Source organism: Rhodococcus sp. JVH1, assembly GCF_000280725.2.
Lineage (GTDB): Bacteria > Actinomycetota > Actinomycetes > Mycobacteriales > Mycobacteriaceae > Rhodococcus_F > Rhodococcus_F jostii_A.
Genome location: NZ_CP166289.1, coordinates 6,460,001 through 6,474,745, shown reverse-complemented (window position 1 = coordinate 6,474,745; position 14,745 = coordinate 6,460,001). Strand labels below are relative to the sequence as shown.

The window sequence follows — 14,745 nt, the reverse complement described above, 5'->3', positions numbered from 1 at the left end:
AAGGCACGGCCTTGCTGACCCGACGTCGGCAGTGGGCTGCGAGCATGGGCGTTCTGGCCGTGACTGCGGTCGTCCTGTCCGGGTGCACGCGCTCGGTGGACGGTGAGGCCGCGTCCATCTACGACGATCCGTTCAAGGTGGCGGGCCTCGATGCCACGTCGGGTCCGAGCGGTGCCCGCAAGGGCGTGCCCGACGCCGACCTCCCCGTCACCGGCACCGACGGCGGTGACATCGACACGATGGCCGCCAACGCGGTCAGCGACATCGAGGACTACTGGCGCACCGAGTTCCCGGCGCTGTTCCAGCGCAACTTCGAGCCGGTCGAGGAACTGATCTCCTGGGATCCGCGCGACTCCGACAGCCCGCGCTTCTGTGGGGACAGCACCGAGGAACTCCTCAACGCCGGCTACTGCAGCACCGACCACACGATCGGCTGGGACCGGGCGCTGCTGCTGCCCGAGGTCGTGGAGAAGTTCGGTGTCGTCGCCGCCGTCTTCGTTCTCGCGCACGAGTACGGGCACGCCGTCCAGACGAAGGCGGGAATCGCCGACGAGAACGTGGGCGGTGGCATCGTGCGGGAACAGCAGGCCGACTGCTTCGCGGGGGCGTTCATGCGGTATATCGCGGAAGACAAGGCGACCCACTTCACGCTGAACACGTCGGACGGGCTGAACAAGGTGCTCGCGTCCGCGGTCGCGATCGGGGACACCGACCCGAACGATCCCGACAACGTGCACGGCTCGGCGTTCGAACGTGTGACCGCCACCCAGATCGGTTTCACGGACGGTCCGGCGCCGTGCACGCGCATCGACGAGAAGGAGATCGACTCGCGTCGCGCGGATCTGCCTCAGCGGTTCGCCGACGAGAGCGACGACGGCGAACTCCCTGTCACCGAGGAGTCGCTCGAGGCGTTCTTCACGTCCTTCCAGCAGATCTTCGATCTCAGCGATCCCCCCACGCTGCAACTCGACGGTGCCGACCTCGACTGCGCGGACGCCGACGCGACCGAACCGGTGTCGTACTGCCCGGCCACCAACACGATCGGCGTCAGTGTCGACGCCCTCGCCGAACGCGGCACACCGGGCCGTCCGGGCAGGCGGGAACTCTTCCAGACCAAGCTCACCGGCGACTACAACGCGTACGTCCTGCTCGCCTCGCGGTACACCCTGGCGTTGCAGCGGGACCGGGGCAACGATCTGCACTCACCCCAGACCGCGCTGCGAGCCGCCTGCCTGTCCGGCGTCGTCACCAGCGCGTTGAGCCCGGACAGTCCCGCCACCCTGGAGGCGGGCAGCGTGTGGTTGTCCCCCGGCGACCTCGACGAGGCCGTGTCGGGGCTGCTCACCGACGGTCTCGCCGCCAGTGACGTCAGCGGGGAGACCGTGCCGAGCGGATTCTCCCGGGTGGACGCGTTCCGCACCGGAGTGCTCGGCGGTGAGCAGGCCTGCGAGGGCCGCTACCGCTGACCGTCCCACCACGTGACGTCCCCCGACCGCTGCGTCAGATCTCCCGGTAGCCGAGCGTGCGACGGTGATCGGCTTCTACACGTCCGGGCAGTTCATCGGACTGGCCCTGCTCACTCCCTTCCTGTCCTGGCTGCAGTCCGTGCTGTCCTGGCACTCGGTCTTCATCGTGACCGGAACGATCGGGGCGATCTGGGGTGCCGTGTGGTACGCGTTCCGTCGCGAGCCACGCGATTCGCGGGCGAACGACGCCGAGATCGACCTGATCCGCGACGCGGCGGCGGACTCGTCGACCTCCTGGACGAGCAGCAGCCCGAACGTCCGGCCGTGACCCGGAACGGTGTCGCCACCGTCCTCGGCCGGCGCAAATTGTTCCCCAGGTACCTCGTCGAGTACCGGGACATGGATTACATCAAGTCCGGATTCCTCGCCTCGCTGCCGTTCGTCGCGGCACTCGTGGGCGTGCTGTTCTCCGGAGTCTTCTCCGACTTCCTGCTGCGCAAGGGAGTGTCTCGCGGAGTTGCCCGCAAGGGCCCGATCATCGTGGGCCTGTTGCTGACGTCGCGATGATCGGCGCCAACTTCACCGATTCGACCGCGATGGTGATCGTGTTCCTGTCCATCGCGTTCTTCGGCAACGGACTCGCGTCGATCACGTGGTCGCTGGTGTCGGCACTCGCGCCGGAACGACTGCTCGGGCTCACCGGTGGAATGTTCAACTTCATCGGCAACCTGTCGGCGATCGCGACACCCATCGTGATCGGGTTGCTCGTCACCGACGTCAGCTTCGCGCCGGGATTCGTTTACATGACCGTGGTGACCGCAGTCGGGATCGCGTCGTACGTCTTCCTGGTCGGACGGGTGGAGCACGTGCGGAGCTGACCGCCGGACGGGTGACCGGGGTGAGTGCCGAGAGCGCTCACCCCGGTTTTCTCGTCAGTCCTGGTTTCTCGTCAGTACAGTGCGGCGGCGAGTTTCCGGCGGGCGGTCATGACGACCGGTTCGGCCGGGTCGAACAGTTCGAACAGTTCCAGCAGGCGAGTCCGTACCCGCGTCTTGTCGTCGCCGGCGCTGCGGGCGACGACACCGATGAGGCGGGCGAACGCCGCGTCCGGGGCCTGGGAGTAGACCTCGACGTCCGCGGCCTGCAGCTGGGCGTCGATGTCGTCCGGGGCGGCGTCCGCGGCAGCGACGGCACCGGGATCGACGGACTGCACGCGGGCTAGGAAACGCACTTGGCGGATCGCGCCCTGCGCTTCGGCGTTGGCCGGTTCCTCGTCGAGGATCTTCTGGAACTCGGCTTCGGCTGCCGACAGGTCGCCTTCGTCGAGCGCGGCCTCGGCGGCGACGAAGCGCGGGTCCTCCGGCTCGGGCTCGTCCGCGTTCCCGTCCGCGGCCGGCGGTCCGGACAGCTTTCCGGCGGTTGCCTGCTGGACGGCGGCGAGCCACTGACGCAGTTGTGGTTCGGGCTGAGCGCCCTGGAAGTCGGCGAGCGGCTGCCCGCCGGCGATGGCGACGACGGTCGGGACGGACTGGACGCCGAAGGCCTGCGCGATACGCGGGTTGGCATCGACGTCGACCTTGGCGAGCACCCAGGTGCCGCCGGCCTCGCGTGCCAGCTTTTCGAGCAGGGGTGAGAGTTGTTTGCACGGCTCGCACCAGGTGGCCCACAGGTCGACGACCACCGGGACCTGCTGGGACCGGACGAGCACCTCCGCCTCGAACGTCGCCTCGGTGACGTCGATGACGGGGGCGAGTCCGGTACTCCCGGGTGCGGCCGGAGCGGCGCCGTCCCCGGAGGGTGCGGACGCCGGCGGGGGCGGAGCGGCCGCACGCTCCTTGAGGGCGGAGAGATCGACTGCTCCGCTCATGGCCGCGGCCACTGCTGAGGAACGCGCTGACGGACGAGAACCTGGTCGAGTCACGTCCACCAGTTTGTCACGATTTGAGCGCGCACCGGAATGCGGGCCGCGCCTACCACGGAGTGGATCAGACGAGCGACGGTTCGCTCTTCGCTGCGCTCGACCGGGACAGTTCGCCCATCCGGCCGGTGCGGGCCGCCCAGACCTCGAACACGACGGTGCCGAACGGCGGAACGCTGGCAACGAGCGCCCAGAAGGTGGTGACCAGATTCCAGCTCAGCTTGCGGGCGGTCCACAGCGAGATGAGCAGGTACAGGACGAAGACGCCGCCGTGGATGGGGCCGAAGATCTTCACGCCGATCTCGTTGCCGTCGGCAGGCAGGTACTTGAAGGCCATGCCGATGAGGAGGCCGAGCCAGGTGAAGGCCTCCAGAATTGCGACAAATCGGAAGCGCGTGGCCGTGGTGCTGAGATCGAAGACGTTCGCCATGCCGACCATTGTGCCCGACCATCTACGACAGTCCGTAGTGGTGTGAGATACACCACCACGGACTGTCGTCGTGTCACGCCTTGGGGACGCGGACGATCAAAGCGTCACCCTGACCGCCACCACCGCACAGTGCCGCAGCGCCCACACCCCCGCCGCGACGACGCAACTCCAACGCCAGATGCAACGCGATCCGCGCCCCCGACATCCCCAGCGGATGCCCCATCGCGATCGCCCCGCCGTTGACGTTCACGATCTCCGGATCCAACCCCAACTCCCGTGTCGACGCGATCCCCACCGCCGCGAACGCCTCGTTGATCTCCACCAGATCCAGATCCTTCGGGTCGATGCCCTCCTTGGCGCACGCCTTCGCGATGGCCCGCGCCGGCTGCGACTGCAACGTCGAATCCGGACCCGCCACCACCCCGTGCGCGCCGATCTCGGCGATCCACGACACCCCGAGTTCCTGCGCCTTCGCCTTGCTCATCACCACGACAGCGGCCGCACCGTCGGAGATCTGCGACGCCGACCCTGCGGTGACCGTGCCGTCCTTGCTGAACGCCGGCCGCAGCCTGGCCAGGGATTCCACCGTCGTATCGCCGCGCACACCCTCGTCGGAGCCGACCAGCACCGGATCACCCTTGCGCTGCGGCACCGGCACCGGCACCACCTCGTCGTCGAACACCCCGTCCTTCCAGGCCCGGGCCGCCTTCTGATGCGACGCCGCCGCGAACGCGTCCTGCTCCTCGCGGCTGATCCGCTGACCGTCCTCCGCGTTCTTCGCCTCGGTCAGACTCCCCATCGCCTGATCGGTGAAGATGTCGTACAACCCGTCGAAGGCCATGTGGTCGCGCATCGTGACGTCGCCGTACTTGAAACCCTCCCGCGACTTCTCCAGCAGGTGCGGGGCGCGCGACATCGACTCCTGGCCCCCGGCGACCACGACGTCGAACTCGCCGGCCCGGATCAGCTGATCCGCCAGTGCGATCGCGTCGATCCCCGACAGGCACACCTTGTTGATGGTCAGGGCCGGCACATCCATCCCGATCCCCGCGGCCACCGCGGCCTGCCGCGCCGGGATCTGACCCGCCCCCGCCGTCAGCACCTGACCCATGATCACGTACTCGACCTGCCCGGGAGCGACACCCGCCTTCTCCAGCGCACCACGAATCGCCACCCCACCCAGATCCGAACCCGACACATCCTTCAACGAACCCAGCAACCGGCCCATCGGGGTCCGGGCTCCGGCGACGATCACAGAACTGGTCACGATTTCCTCCGCGTGCGACGAGTAGACAGGTGCGGGGCGACGGAAGTCACATCCCGACGAGAACTACCGAAACGGTAGCGCTAACGTCGGGACCATGACACAGTCCTCCCCCACCCAGACCACGTCACCGCTGTCCTCGGACCTGGTGACCGCCATCGACCACGTCGGCATCGCCGTCCCCGACCTCGACGCCGCCATCGCGTGGTACTCCGAACACCTCGGCATGGTGTCGACGCACGAAGAGGTGAACGAGGAGCAGGGCGTGCGCGAAGCGATGCTGAGCGTCGTCGGCTCCCCCGAGGGCAGCACCGCGTTGCAGCTTCTCGCACCGTTGAACGAGAACTCGACCATCGCCAAGTTCATCGATCGCAGCGGCCCCGGTCTCCAGCAGCTCGCGTACCGCGTCACGGACATCGACGCCATCTCCGCCCAGTTGCGCGAGCGCGGTGTGCGGCTGCTGTACGACGCACCCCGCCGCGGCACCGCCGATTCGCGCATCAACTTCGTCCACCCGAAGGATGCGGGCGGAGTTCTCGTCGAGCTCGTCGAGCCGTCGGCGACCCACTAGAGGTGTGGCCGGCCGCCGGGTACCGGGCGCAGAGACAAGTTCTACTTTGCCCAGGTAGATTGGCGGCCATGGTAAACGAGCAGGACCGTGGTTCGATCCCCCTTCCCTTTTCCACCGTGCGCAAGGGATTCGACCGGGACGAGGTACGCAACTACTTCGAGCGATTCGACGCCGAGCTCCGCGTCACTGCCGCCGACCGCGACGCCGCGGCGGCGCAGGCGCGGGATCTCGCCAAGCAGCTGGACGATGCGCGGGACGAGATCGACGATCTGCGCAAGGATGTCGACCGCCTGTCCGTTCCGCCGACCACCGCGGAGGGAATGAGCGACCGCATCTCGCGCATGCTCCGGCTCGCGTCGGACGAGGCGTCCGAGGTGCGTGCGAAGGCCGAGGCCGACGCCGCCGAGATGATCTCCGTCGCCGAGCAGGAGGGCGCGCAGCTCCGCGGCCAGTACGAGTCGCTGGTCGCGGAACTCGAAGACCGCCGGAGCGCTCTCGAGATTCAGCACGAGCAGACGATGGCGAAGGCCCGCACGGAGGCGGCGAAGATCGTCGAGGCCGCTCAGTCCGAGCGCGACCGCCTGGCCGCCGAGGCCGAACTGCGTCGGTCGCAGGTGCAGGAAGACTTCGACCTCGCGATGTCCGAGCGCCGCCAGAAGACGATCACGGCGGTCAACGAACTCGAGTCCACCAGCAAGGCCGAGGCGCAGCGTCGTCTCGCGGACGCCACGCACGAGGCGGAGCGCAGGCTGCAGGCGGCCACCGACCAGTCGGAGCGCAAGATCGCCCACGCCAAGGAACTGGCGGAAGAACTTCGCGTACTCCGCGGCCGGATCCTGGCGCAGCTCTTGGGAATTCGGGGACAGCTCGATTCCGTTCCGGCAATGTTGGCGTCGGTCAACCGGGAGAGCGAACTCCTGGACGCGCAGCCCGACACCGCGGCATCGAACTCGGAGAAGCGCTCCAACGAGAACACGAACAGCAAGTCGGCATCGGGCGGTGCCGCGGACCGGAAGTCCGCGCAGAACGAGTCCGGGACGAACTCCGCGGACGAGACCGACAACTCCGACGAGGACACCGCGGTGCTGTCCACCGTCGAGAAGAACCCGGCGAACCGGCCGGTGGCTCAGCGGACCGTGAAGACGGGAAGCTAGGACCACCTGCGTGTGAGGCCCCGGGTGCTGCGTCCCGACCAGCACCCGGTGTGCCAGTGCCGCCGGTCCTCGGCTCCGCCGTATTCGGCCGGCCAGGTGACCAGGTGGGCGACGCCCGGCCGGATGTCGTGATCGCAGCCGGGGCACCGGTACGACTTTGTGGCCCGGGCCCCGGGGATCGTGCGGACGATGAAGCTCTCGTCGGCGTAGCCCGCGGGCCCGGCTTCCTGACGCATCATTGCGCTACCGAACAGCGAGCCCTCGGAGGTGTCCGGGGGCGCACTGCGGCGTGTGTTCTTCCGCTGCGGTTTACGACGGGGCACGGGTTCAGCCTAGGCCTCAGAAGAGCCGGAACTCGGTGCTCTCGGTGCCGCGCAGCGCTTCGTAGTCGAGCACCAGGCACCGGATTCCGCGATCGGTGGCAAGGGTTTTGGCCTGCGGCTTGATCTGCTGGGCGGCGAAGACACCGCTCACCGGCGCCAGCAGCGGATCCCGGTTGAGCAGTTCGAGGTACCGGGTGAGTTGCTCGACACCGTCGATGTCTCCGCGGCGCTTGATCTCCACGGCGACGGAAGCCCCGTCGGCGTTCCGGCACAGCAGGTCGACGGGACCGATGGCCGTCATGTATTCGCGCCGGACGAGCGTGTAACCGCTGCCGAGCGTTTCGACGTGTTCGGCGAGCAGTTCCTGCAGGTGTGCCTCGACACCGTCCTTGACGAGCCCCGGATCGACACCGAGTTCGTGACTGGAGTCGTGCTCGATCTCCTCGATGGTGATCCGCAGTTCCTCACCGGCCTTGTTGGTCACCACCCACAGCGCTTCGGCGTCTTCCACGGTGTCTTCGACGAGCCAGCAGGGCGGGCTCATCCAGTTCAGCGGCTTGTAGGCGCGGTCGTCGGCGTGGATGCTCACGGAACCGTCTGCCTTGATCAACAACAGGCGACGAGCGGTGGGCAGATGTGCCGTCAAACGGCCTACGTAGTCGACTCGGCATCTGGCAATCACTAGGCGCACCCGCCCACCCTAAGGGATCGCGCCGACTAGTCTCGAATGACTATGCGCAGCCCCCGCCGATCCGTCGCCCCGCTGGGGTCGTGGTTGCTCGGATCACCGGACGAGAGTCCCCGCAGGCGCCGGATCCGGGTCCAGCTGCTGCTGACCGCCCCACTGGTGTTCACCAACCTGGTCGGCGCGGTGATCACCTGCCTGCTCGTCAGTGTCGTCGTCCCCGGCCCGAATGTGTGGTCGAGCGAGTTCGTGATCGCCAACTTCGTTGCGGTGCCCGTCTTCGTGCTGTGCGCGGTCCTGGTCGGCGTGACGTGGGGCACCAAGCGGCTGGTGTCGGATCTCCGGTGGGCGACGGAGGACGACGTGCCCACCGACCACGACCGGTCGGCGGCGTTTCGCGCACCGTGGCGTCTGACGCGAGTCCAGGCGGCGTTGTGGGGCATCGGGCTGGTGTTCTTCACGACGCTGTACGGCATCATCGATCCCCAGACCATTCCGAAGGTCGCGTTCACGATCGCGTTGGCCGGGATCACGGTCTCCGCGTTCTGCTACCTGCTTACGGAGTTCGCGCTGCGCCCCATCGCCGCCCGGGCACTGGGCTCGGACGGGCCACGACCCCGTCGGACCCTCGGCATCACCGGCCGCACCGCGCTGGCGTGGATCCTCGGGACCGGTGTTCCCGTGCTCGGTCTGATGCTCATCGCGATCTTCAGTTTCATCCGGCCGGCGAGTCCGACCAGCCTCGCGGTGTCGATCCTCGCGCTGGGTGGTGTGATCCTGCTCTTCGGCCTGCTGCTGGTCGTGATCAGTGTCCGCGCCACCGAGGCACCCATCCGCTCGGTGTCGCTGGGCATGGCGAAGGTGGCGGAGGGCGATCTGGATGCCGAGGTCGTCGTGTACGACGGCACCGAACTCGGCGCGCTGCAGACCGGGTTCAACCGGATGGCCGAGGGACTCCGCGAACGTGAGCGGATCCGCGACCTGTTCGGTCGCCACGTCGGGCAGGAGGTCGCGTCCCAGGCTCTCCTCCGCAACCCCGAACTCGGCGGGGAGGAACGTGACGTGGCGGTCCTGTTCGTCGACATCATCGGGTCCACCACGATCGCGGCCACCCGGTCGCCCGCGGAAGTCGTGGACCTGCTCAACCGGTTCTTCAACGTGGTCGTGGACGAGGTCGATCGGCGAGACGGGTTCGTCAACAAGTTCGAAGGTGACGCCGCGCTGGCCATCTTCGGGGCACCCGTGGCGCTCGACGACCATGCAGGCGCTGCGCTCTCCGCCGCTCGGGCCCTCCGCGAACGGCTCACCGCCGAGGTACCGGAGTGCGATGCGGGAATCGGGGTGGCGGCGGGTCGCGCCGTGGCCGGAAACATCGGCGCCCACGAACGTTTCGAGTACACGGTGATCGGCGATCCGGTCAACGAGGCGGCGCGGTTGTCCGAGCTCGCCAAGAACGTGTCCGGACACGTCGTCGCGTCCGAGCGGGCGATCGACGCGGCCTCCGACGACGAGCGCAGGCGGTGGCAACTCACCGACACCGTCACCCTGCGTGGCCGTGTCGAGCCGACCACGTTGGCCGTTCCCGCCGAACTACTCCCCGCCGGTTCCGCCGTCGACGATGAGGGCGCCGACTCCGTCGAGTAGCCGGGTGAGCCCGAATTCGAAGGCGTGGGCAGGCACGTACGCGGCGTCGTGGTGTTCCCCCGCCGAGGCCCCGACCCGGGCGGCCAGCGGGAACCGGTCGGGGTCGAAGACCTTCTCGAAGTGCGGAGCGACGCGCTGCCACCATTCACTGTCCGCCTCCCCCTGGGCGGCGAGCGCAGCCGCATCCACCGCGGCGCGCGCCGCGCCCGCGACGAAACTGTCGAGAAGCGTGACGACGGAGTCCATGTCGAGGTCCGACAGTCCCAGCCCCTCGACCGCACGTAGTTCCCGCTCGTACTTGGCCATCCCGCCGGGCCCCAGAACCGGCCGGCTCAGCGCGACGACGCCGAGCATCCACGGGCGGGCGCACAGCAGGTGGAAGTAGTCGTGAGCGGCGGCCGCGAGACGCTCGCGCCACCCCTCATCGGCGTCGTCGGCCGGCTCGAGTGTGGACAGCGCGCGATCGAGCATCACCTCCACCAGTTCCGTCTTTCCGGGAACGTGCGTGTACAACGACATCGCCCCGGCGCCGAGCTCGGATGCGAGGCGGCGCATCGAGACTGCGTCCAGCCCTTCCGCATCCGCGACGGACACGGCGGTCTCGACGATCCGGTCGAGGGTCAGGCCCGGCTTCCCGTTGCGGGGGCGCGAGATCGGCGTGCTGCCGCCGCCCCACAGCAGCTCCATGGTGCGGGCGGGATCGCCCTCCGGTGTCGCGCTTCTACCCATGTCGAGATCTTCCCACGACGCCCGGGAACAATTCCGACCGCCGCCTCGTTGACGTACGGCGTACCGTAAACGAGGCGAAAGGCGCAGTAGTGACAGCAGAGCCCATCCTCGCCACCGACAGCGAACTCACCCGGCTGGTGGCTCTGAGCCCCGACTACGACTTCGGAGGTGACCTGTGACCGACGCCGTCACGCTTCCCCGTTTCCCGGCGCAGAAGGGCCGACGCACCCGCGGCAGGACATGGTGGGCGCAGCGATGGGTCGACGACGTCGAGCACGCTGTGCTCGACTCGGACACGCTGAAACGCGGACGCGCCTACGCCCGTGGCGGACTGGTCGGTCCGCTCACGTTCGCGGCCGGGCTCGTCTCCGCGGACGTGCACACGGACGAGGAGAGCCTGCACGTGCGGATCCGGGTGGACCAGCTGGACGAGCGCCAGTGGGGCGCGGTGCTCGCCACCCTCGCGTCGCGGAGCGGTCACGTCGCCCAGTTGTCGAGTGGGATGCTCCCTCGCGAACTCGACGACGACCTCGCTGCCGTCGACGTGTCCCTCGTACCGTCGATGTTCGATGCCGACGCGACGTGCACCTGCGAGGAGTGGGACGTGCCGTGCCGCCACGCTGCCGCGGTGCTGTATCAGGCCGCGTGGGTGCTCGACGACGACCCGCTGCTCTTCTTCCTCCTGCGCGGACGGGAGGGACAGGAGGTTCTCCAACTCAGGCACGGCGGGCACGAGGAGACGTCCCGTTCCTCGTTCGACGCTTCGCACTCCCCGGTGCCGGCGTCGGACGCCTACTCCGCGGTTCCCGGACCGCTTCCGGCGCCGCCGCGTTCCGGCGGAACCCCGGTGCGCCCACGCTGGCTCGACGACGCTCCCCCGGAGATTCAGGCGGACGCCGTCTGGTCTGCGATCGTCACTGCGATTTCGCGATACGGAGACCGTGTCTGAGGTCGTCCGACGGTCCGGGCACCAGGCTCGGTGCGACCACCCGGGCCCCGGTCGCCGGATACGGCGTGCAGATCTGGGCGTCGTGCACGAAGCACCAGCGCCAGTTGTCCCCCGCGTGAAGCGACTGGACTATCGGATGACCGCTGCGTTCGGCGTGGTGTCGCGCGTGCCGCATCGGTGATCCGTCGCTGCATCCGACATAGCCGCACGTCAGGCACAACATCAGGTGCTCCCAGCGGGTGCCGAGTGCGAGACAGCCCTCGCACCCGTCCGACGTGTGCGCGACGACATCGCGAATCATGTTCAGATCGGGATCGTGCCAATTATTGGATTGGGTCATATTGCCACCCCTCAGTAACCAAGATTGGCGGCTGATCCGTCTCGCCACATGGTCACAGCGGAACGAAAGAATCCCCCGAAATCTGGCCTCAGCGGACAGCGTCCCGGTTTCGACGGCGCAAAACGGGGTAGTTCCAAGCCATGGATCTGGAAGCAGCCCCAGAACCGAGGGTGGACCACACGCCGCGGGCGACGAACCTGTCCGCGGTCGTGGCCGTCACCGCGCACATGCACGACTGCGGGAATCGCGACGAGATCCTCGCCCTGCTGGTCGAAGCTCTCCCTGAACTCGGTCCCTTCATGGTGGAATCCGTATCGGCTCCGACGGACGAATCCGACGACGTCTGGCGTCACCGCGTGCTGCTCGACGATTCGTGGTCGAGGCCGGTGTCGCTCACCCTCCGGGCCGACTACCCGCCGACCCCGGTGCAGGCCACCCTGCTCGAGCTGCTCATTCAGCACACGGGGTCTGCCCTGCGCGCCGCATCGCTACGATCACGGGCAGCCACACAGGAACGTCACTTGCGCGAGGCCGCGGACGAGATCGCCGCGCTCGGAGCGCGGGCCGTGCGGCTGGAGGAGGAAGCGAAGATCCACGACACGTTCGGGCGCCTCGCCGCGACCGGCGCCGACGAGGCCGCCATAGCCGAGACACTCCACCAGGTGACCGGACTCGCCGTCGGGATCGAGGACGCCTTCGGCAATCTGCGCGTGTGGGCCGGCCCGGACAAGGCCCTTCGGTACCGCAAGATCGGCGGCGGGAACCGGGTCGACGTCCTGCGCCGTGCCGCGATGGAAGGGCGCCCGCTGCGGAACGACAACCGGATCGTGCAGATAGTCCGGCCCGGCCAGACACTTCTCGGCGTCCTGTTTCTGTCGGACCCGGAACATCGGGCAACCGACCTCGACACGGTCGCCCTCGAACACGCCGCGACGATGCTCGCCATCGACATGTCGCACCGCAGATCACTCGCCGAGACGGAGGCACGGCTCAGTCGCGACCTGGGCGCCGACCTGCTTGCCGGCACCGACGACGACAGCGCCTACTCGCGGGCCGACGCACTCGGCTACGACCTGCACACGCCGCAACGCGTCCTGGCAGTGCGCTGGGGGCCGGACACGCCCGTCGAGTCCGTCACGGAAGCCTTCCGGCGCCACCTGACATCCGCCGACTCGTCGGCCCTCCTCGTCCACGGCAACGAACACCGAACCGGGATCCTCGCCGCCGTCATGGACGCAAAGACAGATGTGAACATCATCTTCACGGCATTGGAGAAATCGCTCGGTCCCGCGGTCGGAGTGATCGGTGTCGGATCCGAATGCACCTCCCCCAGTGGTCTACCCGACTCGTATACCCACGCGATACGGGCGCTGGAGATCAGAAAGCAGTCGCTGTCGCCCCGCGGCGTGGCGCTGTTCGACGAACTCGGCGTCTACCGCATCCTCGACTCGCACAGCAGCACCGGAGACGTCGAGGCATTCGTGCAGGAATGGCTCGGCCCGTTGCTCGCCTACGACCGGGAACACCGCAGCACGATGACGGCAACGCTGGCCCAGTACCTCGAATGCGGTGGCAAGTATGACGAAACTGCACAGGCTCTCAGGATCCACCGCAGCACCCTGCGATACCGGATGTCCCGCATTCACGAATTGACGGGGCGTGATCTGCGCAGCGTCGACACACGCCTGAATCTTCATCTGGCGTCCCGCGCACTGCAGGTCCTGGCCGGCGGTGCGCCGGGGTGAAAGGACGTGTGCGGCACGGGTGTTCGTGACCCGGGAAGGCCGAAAGCCCCCCAACAAGGTTGGGGGGCTTTCGGTAACGGATGTTCGGCGGTGTCCTACTCTCCCACACCCTGTCGGGTGCAGTACCATCGGCGCTGGAGGGCTTAGCTTCCGGGTTCGGAATGGGACCGGGCGTTTCCCCTCCGCTATGGCCGCCGTAACTCTATGAAACTGTCACACGGAACATCAGCGAAGACACACATCACCACTTCTGTGGTGGGGGTGTTCTTCTTTCTTCTGTTCTGAAACGTGTGTGTTGTTTCAGATACTGCACAGTGGACGCGTAGCTTCTTTGTGGTAAGTCCTCGGCCTATTAGTACCAGTCACCTGCATCCGTTACCGGACTTCCAGTTCTGGCCTATCAACCCGGTGGTCTGCCGGGGGCCTTACCCCCTCGAGGGGGTGAGAAACCTCATCTTGGAACAGGCTTCCCGCTTAGATGCTTTCAGCGGTTATCCCTTCCGAACGTAGCTAACCAGCGGTGCTCCTGGTGGAACAACTGGCACACCAGAGGTTCGTCCGTCCCGGTCCTCTCGTACTAGGGACAGCCTTCCTCAAGTTTCTAACGCGCGCGGCGGATAGAGACCGAACTGTCTCACGACGTTCTAAACCCAGCTCGCGTGCCGCTTTAATGGGCGAACAGCCCAACCCTTGGGACCTACTCCAGCCCCAGGATGCGACGAGCCGACATCGAGGTGCCAAACCATCCCGTCGATATGGACTCTTGGGGAAGATCAGCCTGTTATCCCCGGGGTACCTTTTATCCGTTGAGCGACACCGCTTCCACTTGCCGGTGCCGGATCACTAGTCCCGACTTTCGTCCCTGCTCGACCTGTCAGTCTCACAGTCAAGCTCCCTTGTGCACTTGCACTCGACACCTGATTGCCAACCAGGCTGAGGGAACCTTTGGGCGCCTCCGTTACATTTTGGGAGGCAACCGCCCCAGTTAAACTACCCACCAGGCACTGTCCCTGAACCAGATCATGGTCCGAGGTTAGAGGTCCAATACGATCAGAGTGGTATTTCAACAACGACTCCACACTCACTGGCGTGAGCGCTTCACAGTCTCCCACCTATCCTACACAAACCGAACCGAACACCAATACCAAGCTGTAGTGAAGGTCCCGGGGTCTTTTCGTCCTGCCGCGCGTAACGAGCATCTTTACTCGTAATGCAATTTCGCCGAGTCTATGGTTGAGACAGCTGAGAAGTCGTTACGCCATTCGTGCAGGTCGGAACTTACCCGACAAGGAATTTCGCTACCTTAGGATGGTTATAGTTACCACCGCCGTTTACTGGGGCTTAAATTCTCAGCTTCGCCACCGAAGTGGCTAACCGGTCCTCTTAACCTTCCAGCACCGGGCAGGCGTCAGTCCGTATACATCGTCTTACGACTTCGCACGGACCTGTGTTTTTAGTAAACAGTCGCTTCTCACTGGTCTCTGCGGCCCCACCCAGCTCACACTGCAAGAGTGATCACCGGACGAG

The 14,745-nt window shown here is 66.9% G+C and carries 16 protein-coding genes and 2 rRNA genes (1 of these 18 running past the window's edge); 9 read left to right on the top strand and 9 right to left on the bottom strand.

Going from position 1 to position 14,745, the window contains the following annotated elements:
- Positions 1 to 44: 44 nt before the first annotated feature.
- From JVH1_RS30100 to JVH1_RS30085, 4 genes are all read left to right on the top strand, one after another.
- Complete coding sequence (locus JVH1_RS30100; RefSeq protein WP_043778431.1) at positions 45 to 1,466, top strand: neutral zinc metallopeptidase; 1,422 nt, start codon at positions 45 to 47, stop codon at positions 1,464 to 1,466.
- A 64-nt stretch (positions 1,467 to 1,530) separates the two neighbouring features.
- Positions 1,531 to 1,794 (top strand): MFS transporter, encoded by a 264-nt coding sequence (locus JVH1_RS30095; RefSeq protein WP_009474149.1) that lies wholly within the window; start codon positions 1,531 to 1,533, stop codon positions 1,792 to 1,794.
- A complete protein-coding gene (locus JVH1_RS30090; protein ID WP_009474150.1) occupies positions 1,791 to 2,033 on the top strand; it encodes a hypothetical protein in 243 nt (80 codons plus the stop codon). The genes JVH1_RS30095 and JVH1_RS30090 overlap by 4 nt, the downstream gene beginning before the upstream one ends.
- Complete coding sequence (locus JVH1_RS30085; protein ID WP_009474151.1) at positions 2,030 to 2,344, top strand: glucarate transporter; 315 nt, start codon at positions 2,030 to 2,032, stop codon at positions 2,342 to 2,344. Before JVH1_RS30090 ends, JVH1_RS30085 begins: the two co-directional genes overlap by 4 nt.
- Positions 2,345 to 2,415: 71 nt before the next feature.
- Here the strand turns inward: JVH1_RS30085 and JVH1_RS30080 are convergent, their stop codons facing one another.
- The 3 genes from JVH1_RS30080 to JVH1_RS30070 all read right to left on the bottom strand — a co-directional run bounded on the left by JVH1_RS30080 (position 2,416) and on the right by JVH1_RS30070 (position 5,081).
- A complete protein-coding gene (locus JVH1_RS30080; protein WP_043778459.1) occupies positions 2,416 to 3,333 on the bottom strand; it encodes a tetratricopeptide repeat protein in 918 nt (305 codons plus the stop codon).
- Positions 3,334 to 3,451: 118 nt separating this feature from the next.
- Positions 3,452 to 3,823 (bottom strand): DUF3817 domain-containing protein, encoded by a 372-nt coding sequence (locus JVH1_RS30075; RefSeq protein WP_009474153.1) that lies wholly within the window; start codon positions 3,821 to 3,823, stop codon positions 3,452 to 3,454.
- A gap of 64 nt (positions 3,824 to 3,887) precedes the next feature.
- Positions 3,888 to 5,081 (bottom strand): acetyl-CoA C-acetyltransferase, encoded by a 1,194-nt coding sequence (locus tag JVH1_RS30070; RefSeq protein WP_009474154.1) that lies wholly within the window; start codon positions 5,079 to 5,081, stop codon positions 3,888 to 3,890.
- Positions 5,082 to 5,175: 94 nt separating this feature from the next.
- On the opposite strand from JVH1_RS30070, the gene mce reads away from it, so the two are divergent.
- Positions 5,176 to 5,649 (top strand): methylmalonyl-CoA epimerase, encoded by a 474-nt coding sequence (gene mce, locus JVH1_RS30065; protein WP_005248354.1) that lies wholly within the window; start codon positions 5,176 to 5,178, stop codon positions 5,647 to 5,649.
- Positions 5,650 to 5,717: 68 nt separating this feature from the next.
- The gene (locus JVH1_RS30060) at positions 5,718 to 6,803 is read left to right on the top strand and encodes a hypothetical protein (protein ID WP_009474155.1); all 1,086 of its coding nucleotides are present in this window, start codon (positions 5,718 to 5,720) and stop codon (positions 6,801 to 6,803) included.
- On the opposite strand, the gene JVH1_RS30055 is transcribed toward JVH1_RS30060, so the two are convergent.
- Together JVH1_RS30055 and nucS are read right to left on the bottom strand one after the other, a co-directional pair.
- Positions 6,800 to 7,126, bottom strand: a complete 327-nt coding sequence (locus JVH1_RS30055; RefSeq protein ID WP_011594467.1) for a hypothetical protein — start codon at positions 7,124 to 7,126, stop codon at positions 6,800 to 6,802. The genes JVH1_RS30060 and JVH1_RS30055 overlap by 4 nt on opposite strands.
- A 16-nt stretch (positions 7,127 to 7,142) precedes the next feature.
- Positions 7,143 to 7,817 (bottom strand): endonuclease NucS, encoded by a 675-nt coding sequence (gene nucS / locus JVH1_RS30050; protein ID WP_005248359.1) that lies wholly within the window; start codon positions 7,815 to 7,817, stop codon positions 7,143 to 7,145.
- Positions 7,818 to 7,853: 36 nt separating this feature from the next.
- On the opposite strand from nucS, the gene JVH1_RS30045 reads away from it, so the two are divergent.
- The gene (locus tag JVH1_RS30045) at positions 7,854 to 9,455 is read left to right on the top strand and encodes an adenylate/guanylate cyclase domain-containing protein (RefSeq protein WP_011594468.1); all 1,602 of its coding nucleotides are present in this window, start codon (positions 7,854 to 7,856) and stop codon (positions 9,453 to 9,455) included.
- Here the strand turns inward: JVH1_RS30045 and JVH1_RS30040 are convergent.
- Positions 9,402 to 10,184 (bottom strand): TetR/AcrR family transcriptional regulator, encoded by a 783-nt coding sequence (locus tag JVH1_RS30040; protein ID WP_043778434.1) that lies wholly within the window; start codon positions 10,182 to 10,184, stop codon positions 9,402 to 9,404. The genes JVH1_RS30045 and JVH1_RS30040 overlap by 54 nt on opposite strands.
- Positions 10,185 to 10,359: 175 nt before the next feature.
- Here JVH1_RS30040 and JVH1_RS30035 point away from each other — a divergent pair, with 175 nt between their 5' ends.
- On the top strand, positions 10,360 to 11,133 hold the full coding sequence (locus JVH1_RS30035; RefSeq protein WP_009474160.1) for an SWIM zinc finger family protein: 774 nt from the start codon (positions 10,360 to 10,362) through the stop codon (positions 11,131 to 11,133).
- Here the strand turns inward: JVH1_RS30035 and JVH1_RS30030 are convergent.
- Positions 11,099 to 11,473 carry a UBP-type zinc finger domain-containing protein gene (locus tag JVH1_RS30030; protein WP_009474161.1) on the bottom strand — a complete coding sequence of 125 codons (375 nt, stop codon included), beginning with the start codon at positions 11,471 to 11,473 and terminating at the stop codon, positions 11,099 to 11,101. The two genes, JVH1_RS30035 and JVH1_RS30030, sit on opposite strands and share 35 nt — an antisense overlap.
- 140 nt (positions 11,474 to 11,613) lie before the next feature.
- On the opposite strand from JVH1_RS30030, the gene JVH1_RS30025 reads away from it, so the two are divergent.
- Positions 11,614 to 13,218: a CdaR family transcriptional regulator gene (locus JVH1_RS30025; RefSeq protein WP_043778438.1), complete on the top strand. Its 1,605-nt coding sequence runs from the start codon at positions 11,614 to 11,616 to the stop codon at positions 13,216 to 13,218.
- An 82-nt stretch (positions 13,219 to 13,300) separates the two neighbouring features.
- Here the strand turns inward: JVH1_RS30025 and rrf are convergent.
- A 5S ribosomal RNA gene (rrf, locus tag JVH1_RS30020) occupies positions 13,301 to 13,417 on the bottom strand.
- A gap of 133 nt (positions 13,418 to 13,550) precedes the next feature.
- A 23S ribosomal RNA gene (locus JVH1_RS30015) occupies positions 13,551 to 14,745 on the bottom strand; it runs 1,941 nt beyond the window's last position.